15 protein-coding genes are annotated in these 15,993 nt (G+C 73.2%); 2 read left to right on the plus strand and 13 right to left on the minus strand.

Features of this window, described 5'->3' with window-relative positions:
• Positions 1-154 precede the first annotated feature (154 nt).
• On the plus strand, positions 155-1,027 hold the full coding sequence (locus tag OG472_RS11905; RefSeq protein ID WP_319723243.1) for a 3-hydroxybutyryl-CoA dehydrogenase: 873 nt from the start codon (positions 155-157) through the stop codon (positions 1,025-1,027).
• Between the two features lie 63 nt (positions 1,028-1,090).
• On the opposite strand, the gene OG472_RS11910 is transcribed toward OG472_RS11905, so the two are convergent.
• The 10 genes from OG472_RS11910 to infC form a co-directional block, all read right to left on the minus strand.
• Positions 1,091-1,618, minus strand: coding sequence for an NUDIX hydrolase (locus tag OG472_RS11910; protein ID WP_383573139.1), 528 nt, complete (start codon positions 1,616-1,618; stop codon positions 1,091-1,093).
• 62 nt (positions 1,619-1,680) lie between these two features.
• Positions 1,681-3,021 carry a transcriptional regulator gene (locus OG472_RS11915; RefSeq protein WP_401609236.1) on the minus strand — a complete coding sequence of 447 codons (1,341 nt, stop codon included), beginning with the start codon at positions 3,019-3,021 and terminating at the stop codon, positions 1,681-1,683.
• A gap of 309 nt (positions 3,022-3,330) precedes the next feature.
• Positions 3,331-4,392, minus strand: coding sequence for a PP2C family protein-serine/threonine phosphatase (locus OG472_RS11920; protein WP_401609234.1), 1,062 nt, complete (start codon positions 4,390-4,392; stop codon positions 3,331-3,333).
• 140 nt (positions 4,393-4,532) lie between these two features.
• On the minus strand, positions 4,533-7,061 hold the full coding sequence (gene pheT, locus OG472_RS11925; RefSeq protein ID WP_401609231.1) for a phenylalanine--tRNA ligase subunit beta: 2,529 nt from the start codon (positions 7,059-7,061) through the stop codon (positions 4,533-4,535).
• The gene (pheS, locus tag OG472_RS11930; RefSeq protein WP_030706150.1) at positions 7,061-8,188 is read right to left on the minus strand and encodes a phenylalanine--tRNA ligase subunit alpha; all 1,128 of its coding nucleotides are present in this window, start codon (positions 8,186-8,188) and stop codon (positions 7,061-7,063) included. Before pheS ends, pheT begins: the two co-directional genes overlap by 1 nt.
• 153 nt (positions 8,189-8,341) lie before the next feature.
• The gene (locus tag OG472_RS11935; protein ID WP_401609230.1) at positions 8,342-9,682 is read right to left on the minus strand and encodes an ATP-binding protein; all 1,341 of its coding nucleotides are present in this window, start codon (positions 9,680-9,682) and stop codon (positions 8,342-8,344) included.
• A gap of 55 nt (positions 9,683-9,737) precedes the next feature.
• Positions 9,738-10,598: a TrmH family RNA methyltransferase gene (locus OG472_RS11940; protein WP_383573011.1), complete on the minus strand. Its 861-nt coding sequence runs from the start codon at positions 10,596-10,598 to the stop codon at positions 9,738-9,740.
• Positions 10,599-10,849: 251 nt separating this feature from the next.
• The gene (gene rplT / locus OG472_RS11945) at positions 10,850-11,236 is read right to left on the minus strand and encodes a 50S ribosomal protein L20 (protein ID WP_007263143.1); all 387 of its coding nucleotides are present in this window, start codon (positions 11,234-11,236) and stop codon (positions 10,850-10,852) included.
• Positions 11,237-11,337: 101 nt separating this feature from the next.
• Positions 11,338-11,532: a 50S ribosomal protein L35 gene (gene rpmI / locus OG472_RS11950; protein ID WP_030012385.1), complete on the minus strand. Its 195-nt coding sequence runs from the start codon at positions 11,530-11,532 to the stop codon at positions 11,338-11,340.
• A gap of 104 nt (positions 11,533-11,636) precedes the next feature.
• Positions 11,637-12,356 carry a translation initiation factor IF-3 gene (gene infC / locus OG472_RS11955; RefSeq protein ID WP_383573014.1) on the minus strand — a complete coding sequence of 240 codons (720 nt, stop codon included), beginning with the start codon at positions 12,354-12,356 and terminating at the stop codon, positions 11,637-11,639.
• 325 nt (positions 12,357-12,681) lie between these two features.
• Here infC and OG472_RS11960 point away from each other — a divergent pair, with 325 nt between their 5' ends.
• On the plus strand, positions 12,682-13,059 hold the full coding sequence (locus OG472_RS11960; protein WP_319730233.1) for a DUF1844 domain-containing protein: 378 nt from the start codon (positions 12,682-12,684) through the stop codon (positions 13,057-13,059).
• 86 nt (positions 13,060-13,145) lie between these two features.
• Here OG472_RS11960 and OG472_RS11965 read toward each other — a convergent pair whose 3' ends face one another.
• Genes OG472_RS11965 through OG472_RS11975 form a run of 3 tightly spaced genes read right to left on the minus strand, consistent with a single transcriptional unit; the run spans position 13,146 to position 15,925 of the window.
• Positions 13,146-13,886 carry an SseB family protein gene (locus tag OG472_RS11965; RefSeq protein WP_401609225.1) on the minus strand — a complete coding sequence of 247 codons (741 nt, stop codon included), beginning with the start codon at positions 13,884-13,886 and terminating at the stop codon, positions 13,146-13,148.
• Positions 13,887-13,907: 21 nt separating this feature from the next.
• A complete protein-coding gene (gene mycP / locus OG472_RS11970; RefSeq protein ID WP_405829387.1) occupies positions 13,908-15,125 on the minus strand; it encodes a type VII secretion-associated serine protease mycosin in 1,218 nt (405 codons plus the stop codon).
• A complete protein-coding gene (locus tag OG472_RS11975) occupies positions 15,122-15,925 on the minus strand; it encodes a hypothetical protein (protein WP_401609220.1) in 804 nt (267 codons plus the stop codon). Before OG472_RS11975 ends, mycP begins: the two co-directional genes overlap by 4 nt.
• Between the last annotated feature and the right edge of the window lie 68 nt (positions 15,926-15,993).

Here is a 15,993-nt window from a genome sequence, read left to right on the forward strand (position 1 = left end):
ATCTCCGTTTCACTGAGTGACATTGCACGATGTCCGCTCAGCATGCCCGCCCCGGCCCGCCGCCCGGCGCAAGGTCGGGAGTAACGTCGGGGGGCGTGGCGGGCGCCGGAATCGTACGGGGGACCCGCCGACGGAGAGCTGCGAAAGGCACGAAGTGACTGACCTCCCTTCCGACATCACACGAGTCGGCGTAGTGGGCTGTGGCCAGATGGGCGCGGGTATCGCAGAGGTGTGCGCCCGCAGTGGCCTTGAGGTCAAGGTCGCCGAGACCACCGGCGAAGCCCTGGAGATCGGCCGGACCCGGCTTCACAACTCCCTGACCAAGGCCGCCGAACGCGGCAAGATCACGGAGGAGGAGCGCGACGCCACCCTCGCCCGCCTCACCTTCACCACCGACCTGGGCGAGTTCGCCGACCGTGACCTCGTCATCGAGGCGGTCGTCGAGAACGAGCAGGTCAAGACGGAGATCTTCCAGGTTCTCGACCAGGTGATCACCCGCCCGGACGCGATTCTCGCCTCCAACACCTCCTCGATCCCGCTGGTCAAGCTGGCCGTCGCGACCTCGCGGCCCGACCAGGTCATCGGCATCCACTTCTTCAACCCGGCCCCGGTGCAGAAGCTCGTCGAGCTGATCCCCGCGCTGACCACGGGCGAGGAGACGGTCAAGCGGGCCGAGGCCCTGGTGCGGAACGTGCTGGGCAAGCACGCGGTCCGCGCCCAGGACCGCTCCGGCTTCGTCGTCAACGCGCTCCTCGTCCCGTACCTGCTCTCCGCGATCCGGATGTTCGAGTCCGGCATCGCGAGCCGCGAGGACATCGACAACGGCATGGAGCTGGGCTGCGCCCACCCGATGGGCCCGCTCAAGCTGTCCGACCTGATCGGCCTGGACACCATCGCCTCGATCGCCGACTCGATGTACGCCGAGTACAAGGAGCCGCTGTACGCCGCTCCCCCGCTGCTCCAGCGGATGGTCGACGCGGGCCGCCTGGGCCGCAAGACGGGCGCCGGCTTCTACCCGTACAGCTGAACCCGTACGGCCGAGCCGATCCCGTACGGCGACCCCGTACGGCGGATCCGGTACGGCCGGTCCCTACGGCTGGCCGAGTCGCAGGTGGTGCAGCAGGAGCAGCCCGGCCGCCATGTTGGCGGCCGGGATCTCCCCGCGCGCGATCATGTCCGGCACGAGTTTGAGCGGGACCCATTCCCGGCGCGAGGACTCGAAATCGTCCTCGGGATGACCGATGTAGGTGGCCCCGTCCGCCCAGTACAGGTGGTGGCGGGCGTCGGTCAGCCCGTTGGACGGCTCGACGGTCATCAGGTGGTGGAGCGGGCCGGGCCGCCAGCCCGACTCCTCCTCCATCTCCCGCGCCGCCGCGACCGCGACGTCCTCGCCGTCCTCGACCACCCCGGCGGGCAGTTCCCAGCCCCAGCTGTCGGTGATGAAGCGGTGCCGCCAGAGCAGCAGCACCTCGTTGGCCTCGTTGACGGCCGTGGCCACGGCGACCGGACGCAGCCGGATCACGAAGTGGTCCAGGTGCCGGCCGTCGGGGAGTTCCACATCGGCGAGATTCACGTCGAACCAGCGGTTCTTGTACACAGTCTGCTCACTCAGGTTCATCCACTGCACGGCTGTGCCACCTTCCGTTCGAGTAGGTGGCAAACATCGCAGCAGGTGACCTGTCACAGCGGAACGCGCAGCGCCCCGTCGATGAGCCGTGCGGTCTGCGCCGCGTCCGAACAACCGCTGGTCAGCAGCTGTTCGCGGACCGTCCGCAGCCGGTCGCGCAGCCTCAGCGACTCCATCCCCCTGGCCCGCTCGGCCATCTCCGCCGCGGACGCGGCCGCCCGGTCCGCCTCGCCCTGGCGCAGCTGGATCTCGCACAGCATCGCCAGCCGGTGCACCCGGCCGCGGTCGTGGGCCGGGGTCTCGACGGCGGCGGCCGCCTGGACCCGGGCCGCCTCCAGATCCCCCAGACTGAGCAGCGCCTCGGCGACCTGGACGTTGACGAGCCCCGGCTGTACGTAGCCGGTTTCGTCGGGTTCGGTGCCCGGGTGGATCCGCTCGGCGGCCGCCTCGGCGTTGCGGATGCAGGCCAGCGCGGCCTGGGTGTCGCCGAGTTGGGCGTACGCCTTGGCCTGCATCGCGTACAGGTCGGCGGCCAGCGCCGGGGTGGTGTGCGGGCCGGCGGCGCGCAGCGCGGCCTCGGCGAAGGCGACGGCCTGACGGTACTCGCGCAGGTGCAGGGACTGGTTGACGATCAGCGCGATCACGTACGCCCCGAGCCCCCGGTCGCCGGACGCCTTGGCCAGGCGCAGCGCCTGGTGGAAGTAGCGCTGGGCGAGCCCGTGGGCGTCCGAGTCGTACGCGCAGATCCCCGCCACCGCCACGAGGGACCCGGTGGCCCGGTGCAGCCGGCGGCCGAGGCCGTCGGAGTAACTGCCGCGCAGCATGGGCGCCGTCTCACTGCCGAGGAAGCGGACGATCCGGTCCCGGGTGGCCACTCCGCCGGCCCGGCGGTACATCAGCTCGTAGTGGGCGCGGGCGGACTTCAGGATCTCGATGTGCTCGGGCCCGATCGGGTTCGGGCCCTCGCGGGAGACGTCCGCGTCCTCGGGCGGATTCTCCCATTCCCAGACCGGGATGACGGCGGGCGTCCCCGTGACGGCCTCGGCGGCGAGCAGTTGGGGCCGGGCCTGGCCGTCGGAACGCCACAGGGCGGCCGCGCGGTCCACGAACCCGCTGAGCGGGGAGGCGTGCAGCGGAACCGGCTGGTCCGCCGCGCCGAGTCCGATGTCGTCCAGCCCGAGGGTCCGCCGCAGCCGGCCGCCGAGCACCTCGCAGATCAGGTCGGGGACCTGGCCCCGGGGCCGCTGGCCCTTCAACCACCGTGTCACGGCGGTGTGTTCGTAGCGCAGGGCGAGTCCGCGGGTGCGGCCTGCCTGGTTCACGTACGCGGCGAGTCCGGCGTGGGACATGCCCGCCTCGGCGAGGAGGGCGTCGAGCAGGACATTGGGCTGCATGGGCCGCTCCAGAGGCTCGTCGCTCTCAGGCTAGTGGGTGCGCGGTTCACACGGGGTGTGAACCGAGTACGCGCATAAATGCGATGCGCACTCTGCCGCACGGACCCCCTGAGGCGCTTCACTGAAGAGCCTCGCCAAGAGGTAGCTCGGGTCGTCGGCTCCCCCTCGTACAGTGCGACGACCCGCACCGCGCCGCCCGTCCTGCTGTCTGCCCGACACTCCACGGCAGGCGGGCGGCGTGTTCCGGCTCCGCCGGCGCCCGGTTGGTCGCCGGGCCCCGGCGGAGCCGGCCCCCCGGCACCCGGCCGGTCAGGACCGGTCGTTGCGGAGCACCAGCAGGGCGACGTCGTCGGCGAGTCGCCCGCCGGTGTGCCGGAGCAGGGCCGCGTGCACGCCCGCGACCAGCCGCGCGGGCGTGAGCGGCGCCTCTGCGAGGACGCTCCGCAGGGGGAAGAACGTGCCGGCGGCGTCCCGGGCCTCCTCGGCGCCGTCCGTGTGCAGGAAGAGGGTCTCCCCGGGCCGCAGTTCCCCCACGGGGTGCGGCTGCGTGTCCACCGGTACGGGCACCACCCCGAGCGGTGGCAGGGTCTCGCCGTCCAGAGCCTGCACGTCGGTGGTCCGCTGCGCGGACGGATCCGGCCCCGCCGACCTGTGAGGCGCGTGGTCCGGTGCGGAGCCCCGGTTGCGCGCGGCGCAATGCTCCGGCACGGGGGCCGTGCGGATGCGGTACGGCCAGGGGTGGCCGCAGTTCAGGGCCAGGAGGGTGCCGTCGGGGGCGATCTCGAGGAGCAGGACCGTCACGAACTCCTCGGCCGAGGGCGACACCGGCTCACCGGTGCAGGCGGCCGGATGCTCCGAGCGCGCCCGGTCGCGCAGGTGCCGGCCGAGCGCCCGCTCCATCCGTCGCAGGACGCCGCCCAGCGACACCTCGTCGTACGCCGCCTCGCGGAAGGCCCCGAGCACGGCCGTCGCCGCACCCAGCGCCGGCAGCCCGTGCCCCCGTACGTCCCCGATGACCACCCGCACGCCGTACGCCGTCGGCACGGCCTCGTACAGGTCCCCGCCCACCGCCGCGCCCCGGCTCGCCGAGAGCTGCGCCGCGGCCAGCATCAGGCCGTCGATCCGGCCCGGCAGCGGCCGCAGCAGCGCCCGCTGTGCGGCGCCCGCGATCTCCTGCGAGCGGCGCAGTTCGCCCAGCAGCCCGCGCCGGATGTGCAGGGCGCACCCGGTGGCCAGCAGCAGGAAGGCCGCACACGTGGCCAGGCTCGGCACCAGTCGCCCCGGGGTGGCCAGCTCCCAGGACACCGCGGCGCCGCCCCAGGCGACGACACACACCCGGCGCAGCTGGGGCATCTCCCCGCGCGAGATCATCCGTAGGCTCCCCTCCGGCCGGATCGATTGTGTCGACCGGCCGGTGCCCCGGACACGGGCCTCCGCCGTTCTCACCCGAACGAGTGAGGGCGCACCCGGTGGTCCGGATGCGCCCTCAACTGGCCTTGCGCGGGTGCGGGCTACGCGCCCCGGAGCACCGCCCCGGTCCGCTCGCCCGCCAGCGCCACCGCCGCGTCGCGCGCGGCCGTGGACTCCTCGGCGGTCAGCGTCCGGTCGGCCGCGCGGAAGCGCAGCGCGTACGCGAGGGACTTCTTGCCCTCGCCGACCTGCTCACCGGTGAACACGTCGAACAGCCGCAGCGACTCCAGGAGTTCGCCCGCGCCCTTGCGCAGCGCGGCCTCCACCGAGGACGCCGGAACCGACGCGTCCACGATCAGCGCGACGTCCTGGGTCGCCACCGGGAAGGTGGAGATCCGGGGTGCCTGCAGGGCCTCGCCGCCGGCCGCCGCGAGGCGGTCCAGGTCGAGCTCCATGGCGCTGGTGCGGGCCGGCAGGCCCATCGCCTTGACCACGCGCGGGTGCAGCTCACCGGCGTGGCCGATGACCTGCTCGACGCCGCCGAGGGTCACGACGAGCTCGGCGCAGCGGCCCGGGTGCCACGGGCCGTACTGGCCCTGGCGCACGACGAGCTCCGCGCCGGCCTCGACGGCCAGCGAGCGGGCGGCCTGGACCGCGTCCGCCCAGTCGGCCGGGCGGCCCTTGCCCCACCAGCCGGCCTGCTCGCGCGCACCGGCCAGCACGACCGCGGCGTACCGCGGCTGCGCGGGCAGGGCCGCGTTCAGGGTGGCGATCTCCTCGTCGGTGGGACGCCGGTCGACGGGCAGCCGTACGGCTACGCCCGGCTGCGCGGCGGCCCGGAAGACCGATCCGGTCTCGAAGAGCGCGAGGTCGTGGCTGCCCCGGCTGTCGTTGCGGCGCAGCGCGCCGAGCAGACCCGGCAGCAGCGTGGTGCGCAGCGCCGGCTCCTCGTCGGAGATCGGGTTGACGAGCTTGACCACCTGGCGGGTGGCGTCGTGCGCCGGGAGCTGGAGCTGGTCGAAGACGCCCTCGCCGATGAAGGGGTAGCTCAGCGCCTCGACGTAGCCGGCGCCGGCCAGCGCGCGGCCGACCCGGCGGTGCAGCTGCTGCCGGGCGGTCAGACCGCGGCCGGAGGGCACCTGCGGGAGGGTCGACGGGAGGTTCCCGTAGCCCTCCAGCCGGATGACCTCTTCGGCGAGATCGTTGGGCGCGGCGAGGTCGGGCCGCCACGAGGGGACGGTGACGACGAGCTCGTCCTGGCCGTAGACGTCGCAGCCGATCTCCTGGAGGCGGCGCACGACGGTCTCGCGGCCGTACTCCATGCCCGCCACCCGGTCCGGGTGGTCCGCGGGCATGGCGATGGTGCGCGGCGCGCCCGGGGCGAGGACCTCGGTGACGCCCGCCTCGGCGGTGCCGCCCGCGAGGAGCACGAGCAGGTCGACGGTCCGCTGCGCGGCCGCGGCGGCGGCCTGCGGGTCGACGCCCCGCTCGAAGCGCTTGGAGGCCTCGGAGGAGAGCTTCATGCGGCGGGCGGTGCGCGAGATCGACACGGAGTCGAAGTGCGCGGCCTCGATGACGACGTCCGTGGTCCCGGTGACCTGGCCGGTCTCCGGGTCGGTGACGGAGTCGGCGATCTCGGTGTTGGCGCCGCCCATGACACCGGCGAGCCCGATCGGGCCGCTGTTGTCCGTGATCACCAGGTCCTCGGCGTCGAGCGTGCGCTTGACCCCGTCGAGGGTGGTGAACTTCTCGCCCTGCTCGGCACGGCGGACACCGATGGTGCCGTCGATGCTGGAGCGGTCGTAGGCGTGCAGCGGCTGGCCGAGCTCGAGCATCACGTAGTTGGTGATGTCGACGGCGAGCGAGATCGGGCGCATGCCCGCCTTCTGCAGGCGGCGGGTGAGCCAGATCGGGGAGCGCGCGTCGGGGTCGAGGCCGGTCACCGTGCGGGCCGTGAAGCGGTCGCAGCCGGCCGGGTCGTCGATCTTGACCGGGTAGCCGTACGAGTTCGGCTGGGGCACGTCGAGCAGCGCCGGGTCGCGCAGCGGCAGGCCGTAGGCGGTGGCCGCCTCGCGGGCGACACCGCGCATGGACATGCAGTAGCCGCGGTCCGGGGTGATGTCGATGTCGAGGACCTCGTCGACGAGCTGGAGCAGCTCGATCGCGTCGGTGCCGACCTCGTGCTCGTGCGGCAGCACGATGATGCCGTGCGTGCCGTCGTCGCCCATGCCCAGCTCGTCGCCGGAGCAGATCATGCCGTGCGAGGTGCGGCCGTACGTCTTGCGCGAGGCGATCGCGAAGTCGCCGGGCAGCACCGCGCCGGGCAGGACCACGACGACCTTGTCGCCGACGGAGAAGTTCCGGGCGCCGCAGACGATCTCCTGCGGTTCACCGGTGCCGTTGGCCTGGCCGACGTCGACCGTGCAGAAACGGATCGGCTTGCGGAAGCCCTCGAGCTCCTCGATGGTCAGCACCTGGCCGACGACGAGCGGGCCCTTGAGCCCGCCGCCGAGCTGCTCGACGGTCTCGACCTCGAGGCCGGCGTCGACCAGCTTGGCGGCCACGTCACGACCGGTCTCGCCCGCGGGCAGGTCGACGTACTCCCGCAGCCAGGAAAGCGGGACGCGCATCAGATCTCACTCCCGAACGGCCGGGTGAAGCGAACGTCACCCTCGACCATGTCTCGCATGTCTTCGACGTTGTGGCGGAACATCAGCATCCGTTCGATGCCGAAACCGAAGGCGAACCCGCTGTACTTCTCGGGGTCCACACCGCAGGCGACGAGCACCTTGGGGTTGACCATGCCGCAGCCGCCCAGCTCGATCCAGCCCTCGCTGGAGCAGGTACGGCACGGGCGGTCGGGGTTGCCCACCGACTCGCCGCGGCACACGTAGCACTGCATGTCCATCTCGGCGGACGGCTCGGTGAAGGGGAAGAAGTGCGGGCGCAGGCGCGTGGTGGTGCCCTCGCCGAACAGCTCCTGGACCATGTGGTCCATGGTGCCCTTGAGGTCCGCCATGGTCAGGCCCTCGTCCACGGCGAGCAGCTCGACCTGGTGGAAGACCGGGGTGTGCGTCGCGTCGAGCTCGTCGGTGCGGTACACCCGGCCCGGGCAGACGATGTAGACGGGGGGCTTGCGCTCCAGCAGCGAGCGCGCCTGCACCGGGGAGGTGTGGGTGCGCAGGACGACACCGGACTCGTCGCCCTCGGTGCCCTCGGGGCCCCGGACGAAGAAGGTGTCCTGCATCTGGCGCGCCGGGTGGTCGGGCGTGAAGTTGAGGGCGTCGAAGTTGAACCACTCCGCCTCGACCTCGGGCCCCTCGGCGACCTCGTACCCCATGGCCACGAAGATGTCCGCGATGCGGTCCATCAGCGTGGTCAGGGGGTGCCGGGCGCCGGCGGGGACGCGGTCGTAGGGCAGCGTGACGTCCACGGCCTCCTCGACCAGCACCCGCTCGTCGCGCTCGGCTTCGAGCTCGACCGTGCGGGCCCCGAAGGCCTTGTTCACGGCGCCGCGGGCCTGGCCCACGCGCTTGCCCGCCTCGGCCTTGGCCTGCGGGGGCAGCGCGCCGATCTCGCGGTTGGCGAGCGCCAGGGGCGAGCGGTCGCCCATGTGCGCGGTCTTCGCCTCACGCAGCGCGTCGAGGTCGCCGGCGGACGCGAAGGCGGCGAGCGCCTCGTCCCGCATGCGCTCGATCTCTTCCGGTTTCAGTGCCTCGACCTCGACAGGGTCGTACGACTTGTTCGGTGCCGACATCTCTTCCCGTACTTCCGATGGCTGGCTGGATGGGTCCCCCGCGCGACGCGCAGGACGCGCTCGGCACAAGGACACAAAGGTGCCAAAGGACGAGTCTAAAGGCCGCTGGGGGTGAAGGAGCCCGTGGGCCGTCCGGCGAGATGCTCAGCAGGTCTACTGCGTGAGGTACGCCGGGGCGCTCACGGGCAGGATAAATCGGAACTCTGCGCCGCCGCCGGGGCCGCGGCCGACCGTGATGGTGCCGCCGTGGGCCTCCACGATGCCCTTGACGATATAGAGGCCCAGGCCGGTGCCGCCGCGCTTGCTCCCCCGCCAGAAGCGGGTGAAGACGCGGCCCATCGACTCCTCGGGGATCCCGGGGCCTTCGTCGGACACGGTGACGGCGGTTCCCTTCTCATGCGGCGATACCCCGATGGTGACCGTTCCCTCTCCGTGGCGCACCGCATTTTCGAGGAGGTTGCCGAGGATCTGGTCGATCTTGTCCGGATCGGCCCACAGATCGGGGAGCGGACGGCTCACGCTCACGAGGAACCGCTCGGGGGCCTGGCCGTTCGCCGTGAGCGCCTGTACGTGGCGGCCGACGGCGGTGGCGATGTCGACGGGCTGGCGGCGCACCTCCAGGCGGCCGGAGTCGATGCGGGAGATGTCGAGCAGCTCGGCGATGAGGCGGGTGACGCGGTTGGCGTCGGCGTCGACGGTCTCCAGCATCAGCCGCTTCTGGTCGTCGGTGAACCGCTCCCACTTGGCGAGCAGGGTGGCGGTGAACCCCTTGACGGAGGTCAGCGGGGAGCGCAGCTCGTGGGCGACGGTGGCGATGAGCTCGGCGTGGCTGCGCTCGGTGCGGCGGCGCGCCTCGGTGCCCCGCAGGGTGACCACGAGGCGGCGCAGCGGGCCCGTGGGGTGGGTGCGGACGTAGTTGGCGGAGACCAGCACCTCGCGGCCGCCGGGGAGCAGCAGGTTCCGCTCGGGCTGCCCGCGGCGGGTGGCGAGGCCCCCATACGGGTCGGTCAGCGCCCACCAGCGGCGGCCTTCGAGGTCCTCCAGCGGCAGTGCCCGGTCGATGCGCGTGCCGAGGGCCTGGGCCGGGTCGGTGGCGGTCATCCGGGCGGCGGCCCGGTTGAAGCAGATGACGCGCCCGGTGTGGTCGGCGACGACGAGCCCGTCGGGGAGGCTGTCGGGGTCGATCCCGAAGCCGTGCCCCTCACCGGGGGCGTCGCCGTCCTGGACCGTCCCGAGGGCCGCGGACGCCGGGGGCCGGGCCTGCGGCGGTACGGAGCGCCGCGCGCCGGGGGTGAATCCCGGGGGTACGGCATCGGCACGGGGGCCGCGGACGGGGTCCGCGGGCGTGCCCGGACGGGTGCCGGCCGGGGCCTGCGGCGGGACGCCGGCCAGACCGTCGACCTGCGGCGGGACCTGGGCGGGGCCTGGTCCGGCCGGCACCGGTGTACCGGCCGTCGTGCCGGCCCCCGGTGAGCTGTTCGTACCGACGGTCATGTCCCCGTACCCCACATCTCCGAGTAGCGCAGTGGGCCCCCGGGCCGCCACATTACTAGCTGGGGGTCACGGAGCGGCACCCTCCGGGCGCCCGCTGTGCACGCGCGGACGCGTAGAGGCACACGGCGGCGGCCGTCGCCAGGTTCAGGCTCTCCGCCTTTCCGTGGATCGGGACCCGCACCACGGCGTCCGCCAGGGCCCTGGTCTCCTCCGGCAGGCCCCAGGCCTCGTTGCCGAAGACCCAGGCGGAAGGCCCGCCCATGGTGCCCGCGTCCAGCTCGGCGTCGAGGTCGTCCTCGCCCGCTCCGTCGGCCGCGAGGATCCGCACGCCGGCCTTCCGCAGGCCCTCGACGGCCTGCTCCACCGGGACGCCGACCGCGACCGGGAGGTGGAAGAGGGAGCCCACGGAGGCCCGTACGGACTTGGGGTTGTAGAGGTCCACGGAGGCGTCGGTCAGCACCACCGCGTCGGCGCCGGCGGCGTCGGCGCAGCGCAGCACCGTGCCGGCGTTGCCGGGGTCGCGGACGTGCGCGAGGACGGCGACGAGCTTGGGCCCGGACGCCAGGATCTCCTCGAACGGGGAGTCCAGGAAGTGGCAGACGCCGACGAGGCCCTGCGGGGTGACGGTCTGCGAGACCTCGGCGAGCACCTCGTCGGAGGCGTAGTGCACGCGGGCACCCGCGTCGAGGGCGGCGGCGATGATCTCGGTGTAGCGCTCGGCCGCCTCGACGGTGGCGAACAGCTCGATCAGGGTCGACGCGCCGGTGGGCCCGCGGTGCTCGACGGCCTCGCGGACCGCCTGCGGGCCCTCGGCGATGAACCGGCGCTCCTTGGTGCGGAAGTTGCGCCGCGCCAGTCGCCTGGCGGCGGCCACCCGCGGGGATCGGGGGGAGATCAGCTCGGCGGGGGTACCCATGGTCTCAGCGGTTCTCTCTCGGGGTTCCGATGCGCACGGGGCGCGGGGAAGCGGGGGCGCGGGGGCAGGGGCCGCGGGTGCAGGTGCGGGGGCGCCGCGGGCGGGAGGGGCGCAGGCACGGCGGCGCGCCGCCGTACGGGGCTCGCGGTGCGCGCCGGCTCTCGGGCCCGCGGGGCGAAAGCACACGGACCCGCAGGCTGATGCCTGCGGGTCCGTGGGGGCCGGCCGCGTGGAGCTGGGCCGGCTAGCCCTTAGGCAGCGGCCTTGGGGGCGTTGACGTCGGCCGGAAGCGCCTTCTGCGCGACCTCGACCAGCGCGGCGAACGCGTTGGCGTCGTTGACGGCCAGCTCGGCGAGGATCTTGCGGTCCACCTCGATGTTGGCGGCCTTCAGACCCTGGATGAGGCGGTTGTACGTCATGCCGTTCTGGCGGGCAGCAGCGTTGATGCGCTGGATCCACAGCTGACGGAAGTCGCCCTTGCGCTTCTTGCGGTCGTTGAAGTTGTAGACCAGCGAGTGGGTGACCTGCTCCTTGGCCTTGCGGTACAGGCGCGAACGCTGACCGCGGTAGCCGGAGGCCGCCTCGAGGATTGCCCGGCGCTTCTTGTGGGCGTTTACTGCCCGCTTGACGCGTGCCACTTTTTAACTCCTTGTAGCGGGGCCGTGGGTGTCTTCACACGACCCGAATTCGATGGGGTCCCGGTCTTGACGTCCCGCTCCCTCGGGGGGAGCGGAGGACATCAGATGCCGAGAAGCTTCTTGATCTTCGCGGCGTCGCCGGGGGCCATCTCCGCGTTGCCGGTGAGGCGGCGGGTGACACGGGACGACTTGTGCTCGAGCAGGTGGCGCTTGCCGGCGCGCTCGCGGAGCACCTTGCCGGAGCCGGTGACCTTGAAGCGCTTCTTGGTACCGCTGTGCGTCTTGTTCTTCGGCATGGCGCCGTTATCTCCTCGTCGGTGGCGCTCCCACCGGTCCGTTGCGGGACCGGCTGATGGGAGCGTCATGTTGTGTCGGTGATCCGAGACGGGCTGTCTCGGGATCAGGCCTCGGCGTTCGTCCCGTCGGCGGGGGCCTCGGTGACGTCGGCGGAGGCGACCTCGGTGGTGTCCTCGACCTCGACGGCGGCTTCCTCGGAAGGAGCCTCGTCGTCGGTGTGGGCGACACCCTGGCGCTCGGCCTTGCGGGCGGCCTGCGCCTCGCGGGCTTCGGCCATCGCCTCGGTCTTCTTCTTGTGCGGACCGAGGACCATGATCATGTTTCGGCCGTCCTGCTTCGGGTTCGACTCGATGAACCCGAGGTCCTCGACGTCCGAAGCGAGACGCTGCAGCAGTCGGTAGCCGAGTTCCGGCCGGGACTGCTCGCGACCACGGAACATGATCGTGATCTTGACCTTGTCGCCCTGCTTGAGGAACCGAACGACGTGACCCTTCTTGGTGTCATAGTCGTGCGGGTCGATCTTCGGCCGGAGCTTCATTTCCTTGATGACCGTGTGCGCCTGGTTCTTGCGCGCCTCACGGGCCTTCATGGCCGACTCGTACTTGAACTTGCCGTAGTCCATGAGCTTGCAGACCGGCGGGCGTGCGGACGCCGCGACCTCGACCAGGTCGAGGTCGTACTCCTGCGCGAGCTCAAGCGCCTTGGCAAGCGGCACGATGCCGACCTGCTCGCCGCTGGGACCGACAAGCCGTACCTCGGGAACGCGAATCCGGTCGTTGATGCGGGGCTCGGTGCTGATGGATCCTCCTCGGTAGCACCACACGACTGCCTGGCAGACAGCCGCTGACGTGTATTTCCGTCAGACCGACCACAGCGGGAAATCAAAAAAGCCCCGCCGGGCACAGGCAGGGGCTCCAATACAACCGGAACACCGTCGCGTGCGAACCGCGGGGCGTAGACTCGGGCAGCTTTCCATCGTCCGTACGGAACGATGGATGCCACCTGACCGGTGACCCGCCGTCCCGGAGGACGGTCAGGTGGGAGAAACGGAGCCTCCACTTGTGGGCCGGGCACAGAAGTGTCCGGCCGGTCGAAGTACATACTAGCACCCGCGTTGCAAGCCCGCCGCACGGCATATCGTGGGGTTCATGACTGACGCGACACCCTCCACCGAACCCGCTGCCGACGGCGCCCCCGACTACGACGCCATGACCCGCGACATCGCGGACGTGCCCGCCGTCGAGGTGATCACCACGGTGGCCGTGCACCTGCTGAGCGCCGCGGCCGTCAACCTGGGCCTGGACAAGCCGGACTCCGAGCACAAGGACCTCGACGAGGCCCGCAAGCTGATCACGGCCCTGGCCGGCCTGGTCACCGCGAGCGCCACCGAGATCAGCTCCTTCCACGCCGCCCCGCTGCGGGACGGCCTGAAGTCGCTCCAGCTGGCCTTCCGCGAGGCGTCGATCGTCCCGGACGAGCCGGGCCAGGGTCCGGGCGAGAAGTTCACGGGTCCCGTCTTCGCCTGATCGCGCGCATCGGGCGCACATACCTGGAGGAGAGGCGGGTCACACGGGATTCCCGTGTGACCCGCCTCTCCTCTTCGTATATGCGGTCAGCGGGTGAAGAGCGGTTCGCCGGGCGGAGCCGGCGCGTCCGGCGGCAGCAGCGCCAGGTTCAGCCCGCGCACCAGCCGGGCCCGCAGGGTGGTGTCCGCCGCCAGGGCCTCGGCGACGCGGCGGGCCGCCGCGGGCGCCTGCGCCCCGCCGGCCAGCACGATCGCGAGGGTGCCGTCGGCGTCCGCGCCGCCCGGGCCGAGGTGGGCGCGGAGCACGGCCGGCTCCGCGGACACGGCGGCCCGTACGGCCTCCCGTACGGCGGGGTCGGCCAGCGGGCCCGCGTCCGTACGGCCCTCGGCGAGGGCGAGCAGCGCGGGCCCGGTCAGCTGGTAGGTGACGGGCCCGGCCAGGTCCAGGACCACGGTGTCGGCCTTCTCGTGGGCGGCGGCGGCCAGGGCCTGGTGCAGCGGGACCGCCACCGGGCGGGCTGCCGGGTCCCAGAGGGCGAGCGAGGCGGTCGAGGTGAAGGCGGGAAGGGCCCGCCGGTCGCCCGCCCGCAGGGTCGGGACGGCCATGTCGCTGGTCTTCTCGCGCTTCAGCCCCGTCTCCGGGTCGGTCTCCACCTCACCGAGGACGGCGACGACGGGGACCAGCAGCCGTGCGCCCTTGAGGGCGGCCAGCACCTCGGGCTCCCTGGCCCGGTCCTCGGACCAGGCGGCCAGGGCCGCGGTCAGCCGGGGATCGGCCGAGCCGTCGTCGTCGGAGAAGCCCGGGTCGGGAATGTTCTTGTTCGCCATGTTCGCCACAGTTACCCGACCCTACTGTGCCGGGTGCGACGGCGCGGTGAGGGGCTGGCGGCCCCGGGTGCCCCGCCGCGGGCGCCGGCCCAGTACGGCGGCCAGTACGAACAGCACCGCCCCCGCGACCGCGGCCGCCGGGGCACCGAGGCGGGCGCTCCGCTCGGGCGGGCGGACCGGCTCGGGGCCGGGGCCGAAGTACGGGCCTTCGGCCGCGGCGGGCGCGGGGACCGCGGCCTCGGGCTGCATCGCCTCCGCGACCTGGAGGGCGGCGGCGGGGTCCACCGTCCCGTGGCCGCGGGAGTCGTCGCGGCCGCCGGCCGGGGAGTCGGAGGCGGTGTCCTCCAGCAGCTTCTTGATCTGGGCCGGGGACAGGTCCGGGTGCGCGGCCTTGACGAGGGCCGCGGCGCCGGAGACGAAGGCCGCGGCGGCGCTGGTGCCCCAGCCCTCGTAGTACGAGCGGTCGGGGTCGGCGATGACCACGTCGACGCCGGGGGCGCTGACGGTGGCGTACCAGTTGCGGGTGGAGAACTTGGCCTTCTTGCCGCGGCGGTCGACGGCGGTGACGGCGATCACCCCCGGGTAGGCGGCCGGGTAGGACACGCGGTCGCCCGTTTCGCCGCCGTTGCCGGCGGAGGCGACGACGACCACGCCCTTGGCGAGCGCGTACTGGACGGCCTCGTCCTCGCCCGCCTCGTGGTGGGCGGAGTCGCTGTCGTCGCCGAGGGACAGGTTGATCACGTCGGCGCCGTGGTCGGCGGCCCAGCGGATGCCCTCGGCGAGGGCGCCGCCCTTGCTGTCGCGGGCCTTTCCGCGGCCCGGGTCGCCCTCTTCGAGGATCACCCGGACCGGCAGGATCCGTGCCTGCGGGGCGATCCCGAGGACGCCCTGGCCGCGGCTGGGGCCGTGGCCGTGCCCGGCGATGATGCTCGCCATGGCGGTTCCGTGGCGGGCCCACGAGCGGTCGCCGCGGCCGGCGCCCATGCCGATGAGGTCCGTGCCTTCGAGGACCTGCCCCGCGAGGTCGGGGTGGGAGTCGTCGACCCCGGTGTCGAGGACGGCGACGGTCACGCCGTCGCCGCGGGTGGTGCCCCAGGCCTCCTCGGCGCGCAGCGCGAGCAGGCCCCACTGCCGGTCCCGGATGGTGTCGGCGGCGGCCGGAAAGGCGGAGGCAGCCGTGAGGAGGGCGGCGGCGGTCAGGGCGGCGGCTGCCTGCCCGAGCGCCCGGTGCGGGGTCATCGGCGGGCCTTCGGGGCGGGCGTGACGGGCGGGGCGGCGAGGAACGCCACGGTGTGGCCGATGCGGTCGGCGACCGCCTTGGCCTCGTGGCCGAGTCCGGCCCGGGCGGCGGCTCCGGTGGCGTCCTTCTTCATCAGGTCCTCGGCGGGGCGGGGCGCGTCCAGGGGGCGGCCGTCGGCGAAGGCGGAGACGGCGTAGACGACGACGGGGGCCTCGTCGAGCACGGACGCGGCCCATGCGGCGCGCTGCCCGTCGGTGAACCCGTACGCGGGCGGGGCGGTGATCCGCCCGGTGAGGGCGGTCATCGCGGGGGCGTCGGCGGGGGTGAAGACCAGGCCGACGGTGATCAGGGAGCTGCGGGTGGCGTCGGTGTAGGTGGCGCGGAGCACGCGGGTACAGCCGGTGGCGGCCAGCAGGCGCTGCCAGTCGGCAGCGAGGCCGGACGCGCAGTCGGCGTCGGGGGCGAGCGCGATGCGGGTCCAGGTCCGGTCGGATCCGCCGGGGCCGGCCGCGGGGCCGGTGACGACGGGCGGCAGGAGGTCGTCCACGGGCGCGGACCGCCACAGGGACTCGGCCTTGCGGTAGGCGGCGTCGGCGGGCAACGGGCGGTTCGCGGCGCGGTGTTCCACCCAGGTGGTGACGGCGGCGCCGCCGACGAGGCCGCCGCCGAGCAGGAGGCAGAGCGCAGTGGCGAGGACGCGTGCGGGGTGGCGGCGCGGCGGGGTGTGCGCGGGCCGGGGCGGCTGGGACCACGGGTCGGGCTCGCCCGGGATCGTGGTCCGCGGTGTCGTCGTGGTCATCCGGCGGCTCCGCCCCCCGTTCCGTACGGCTGCCTGCCCGTACTCTACGGGGTCCCCGGCGGGGCTCC

Source organism: Streptomyces sp. NBC_00207 (assembly GCF_045160965.1).
In the GTDB taxonomy this organism is placed as follows: Bacteria; Actinomycetota; Actinomycetes; order Streptomycetales; family Streptomycetaceae; genus Streptomyces.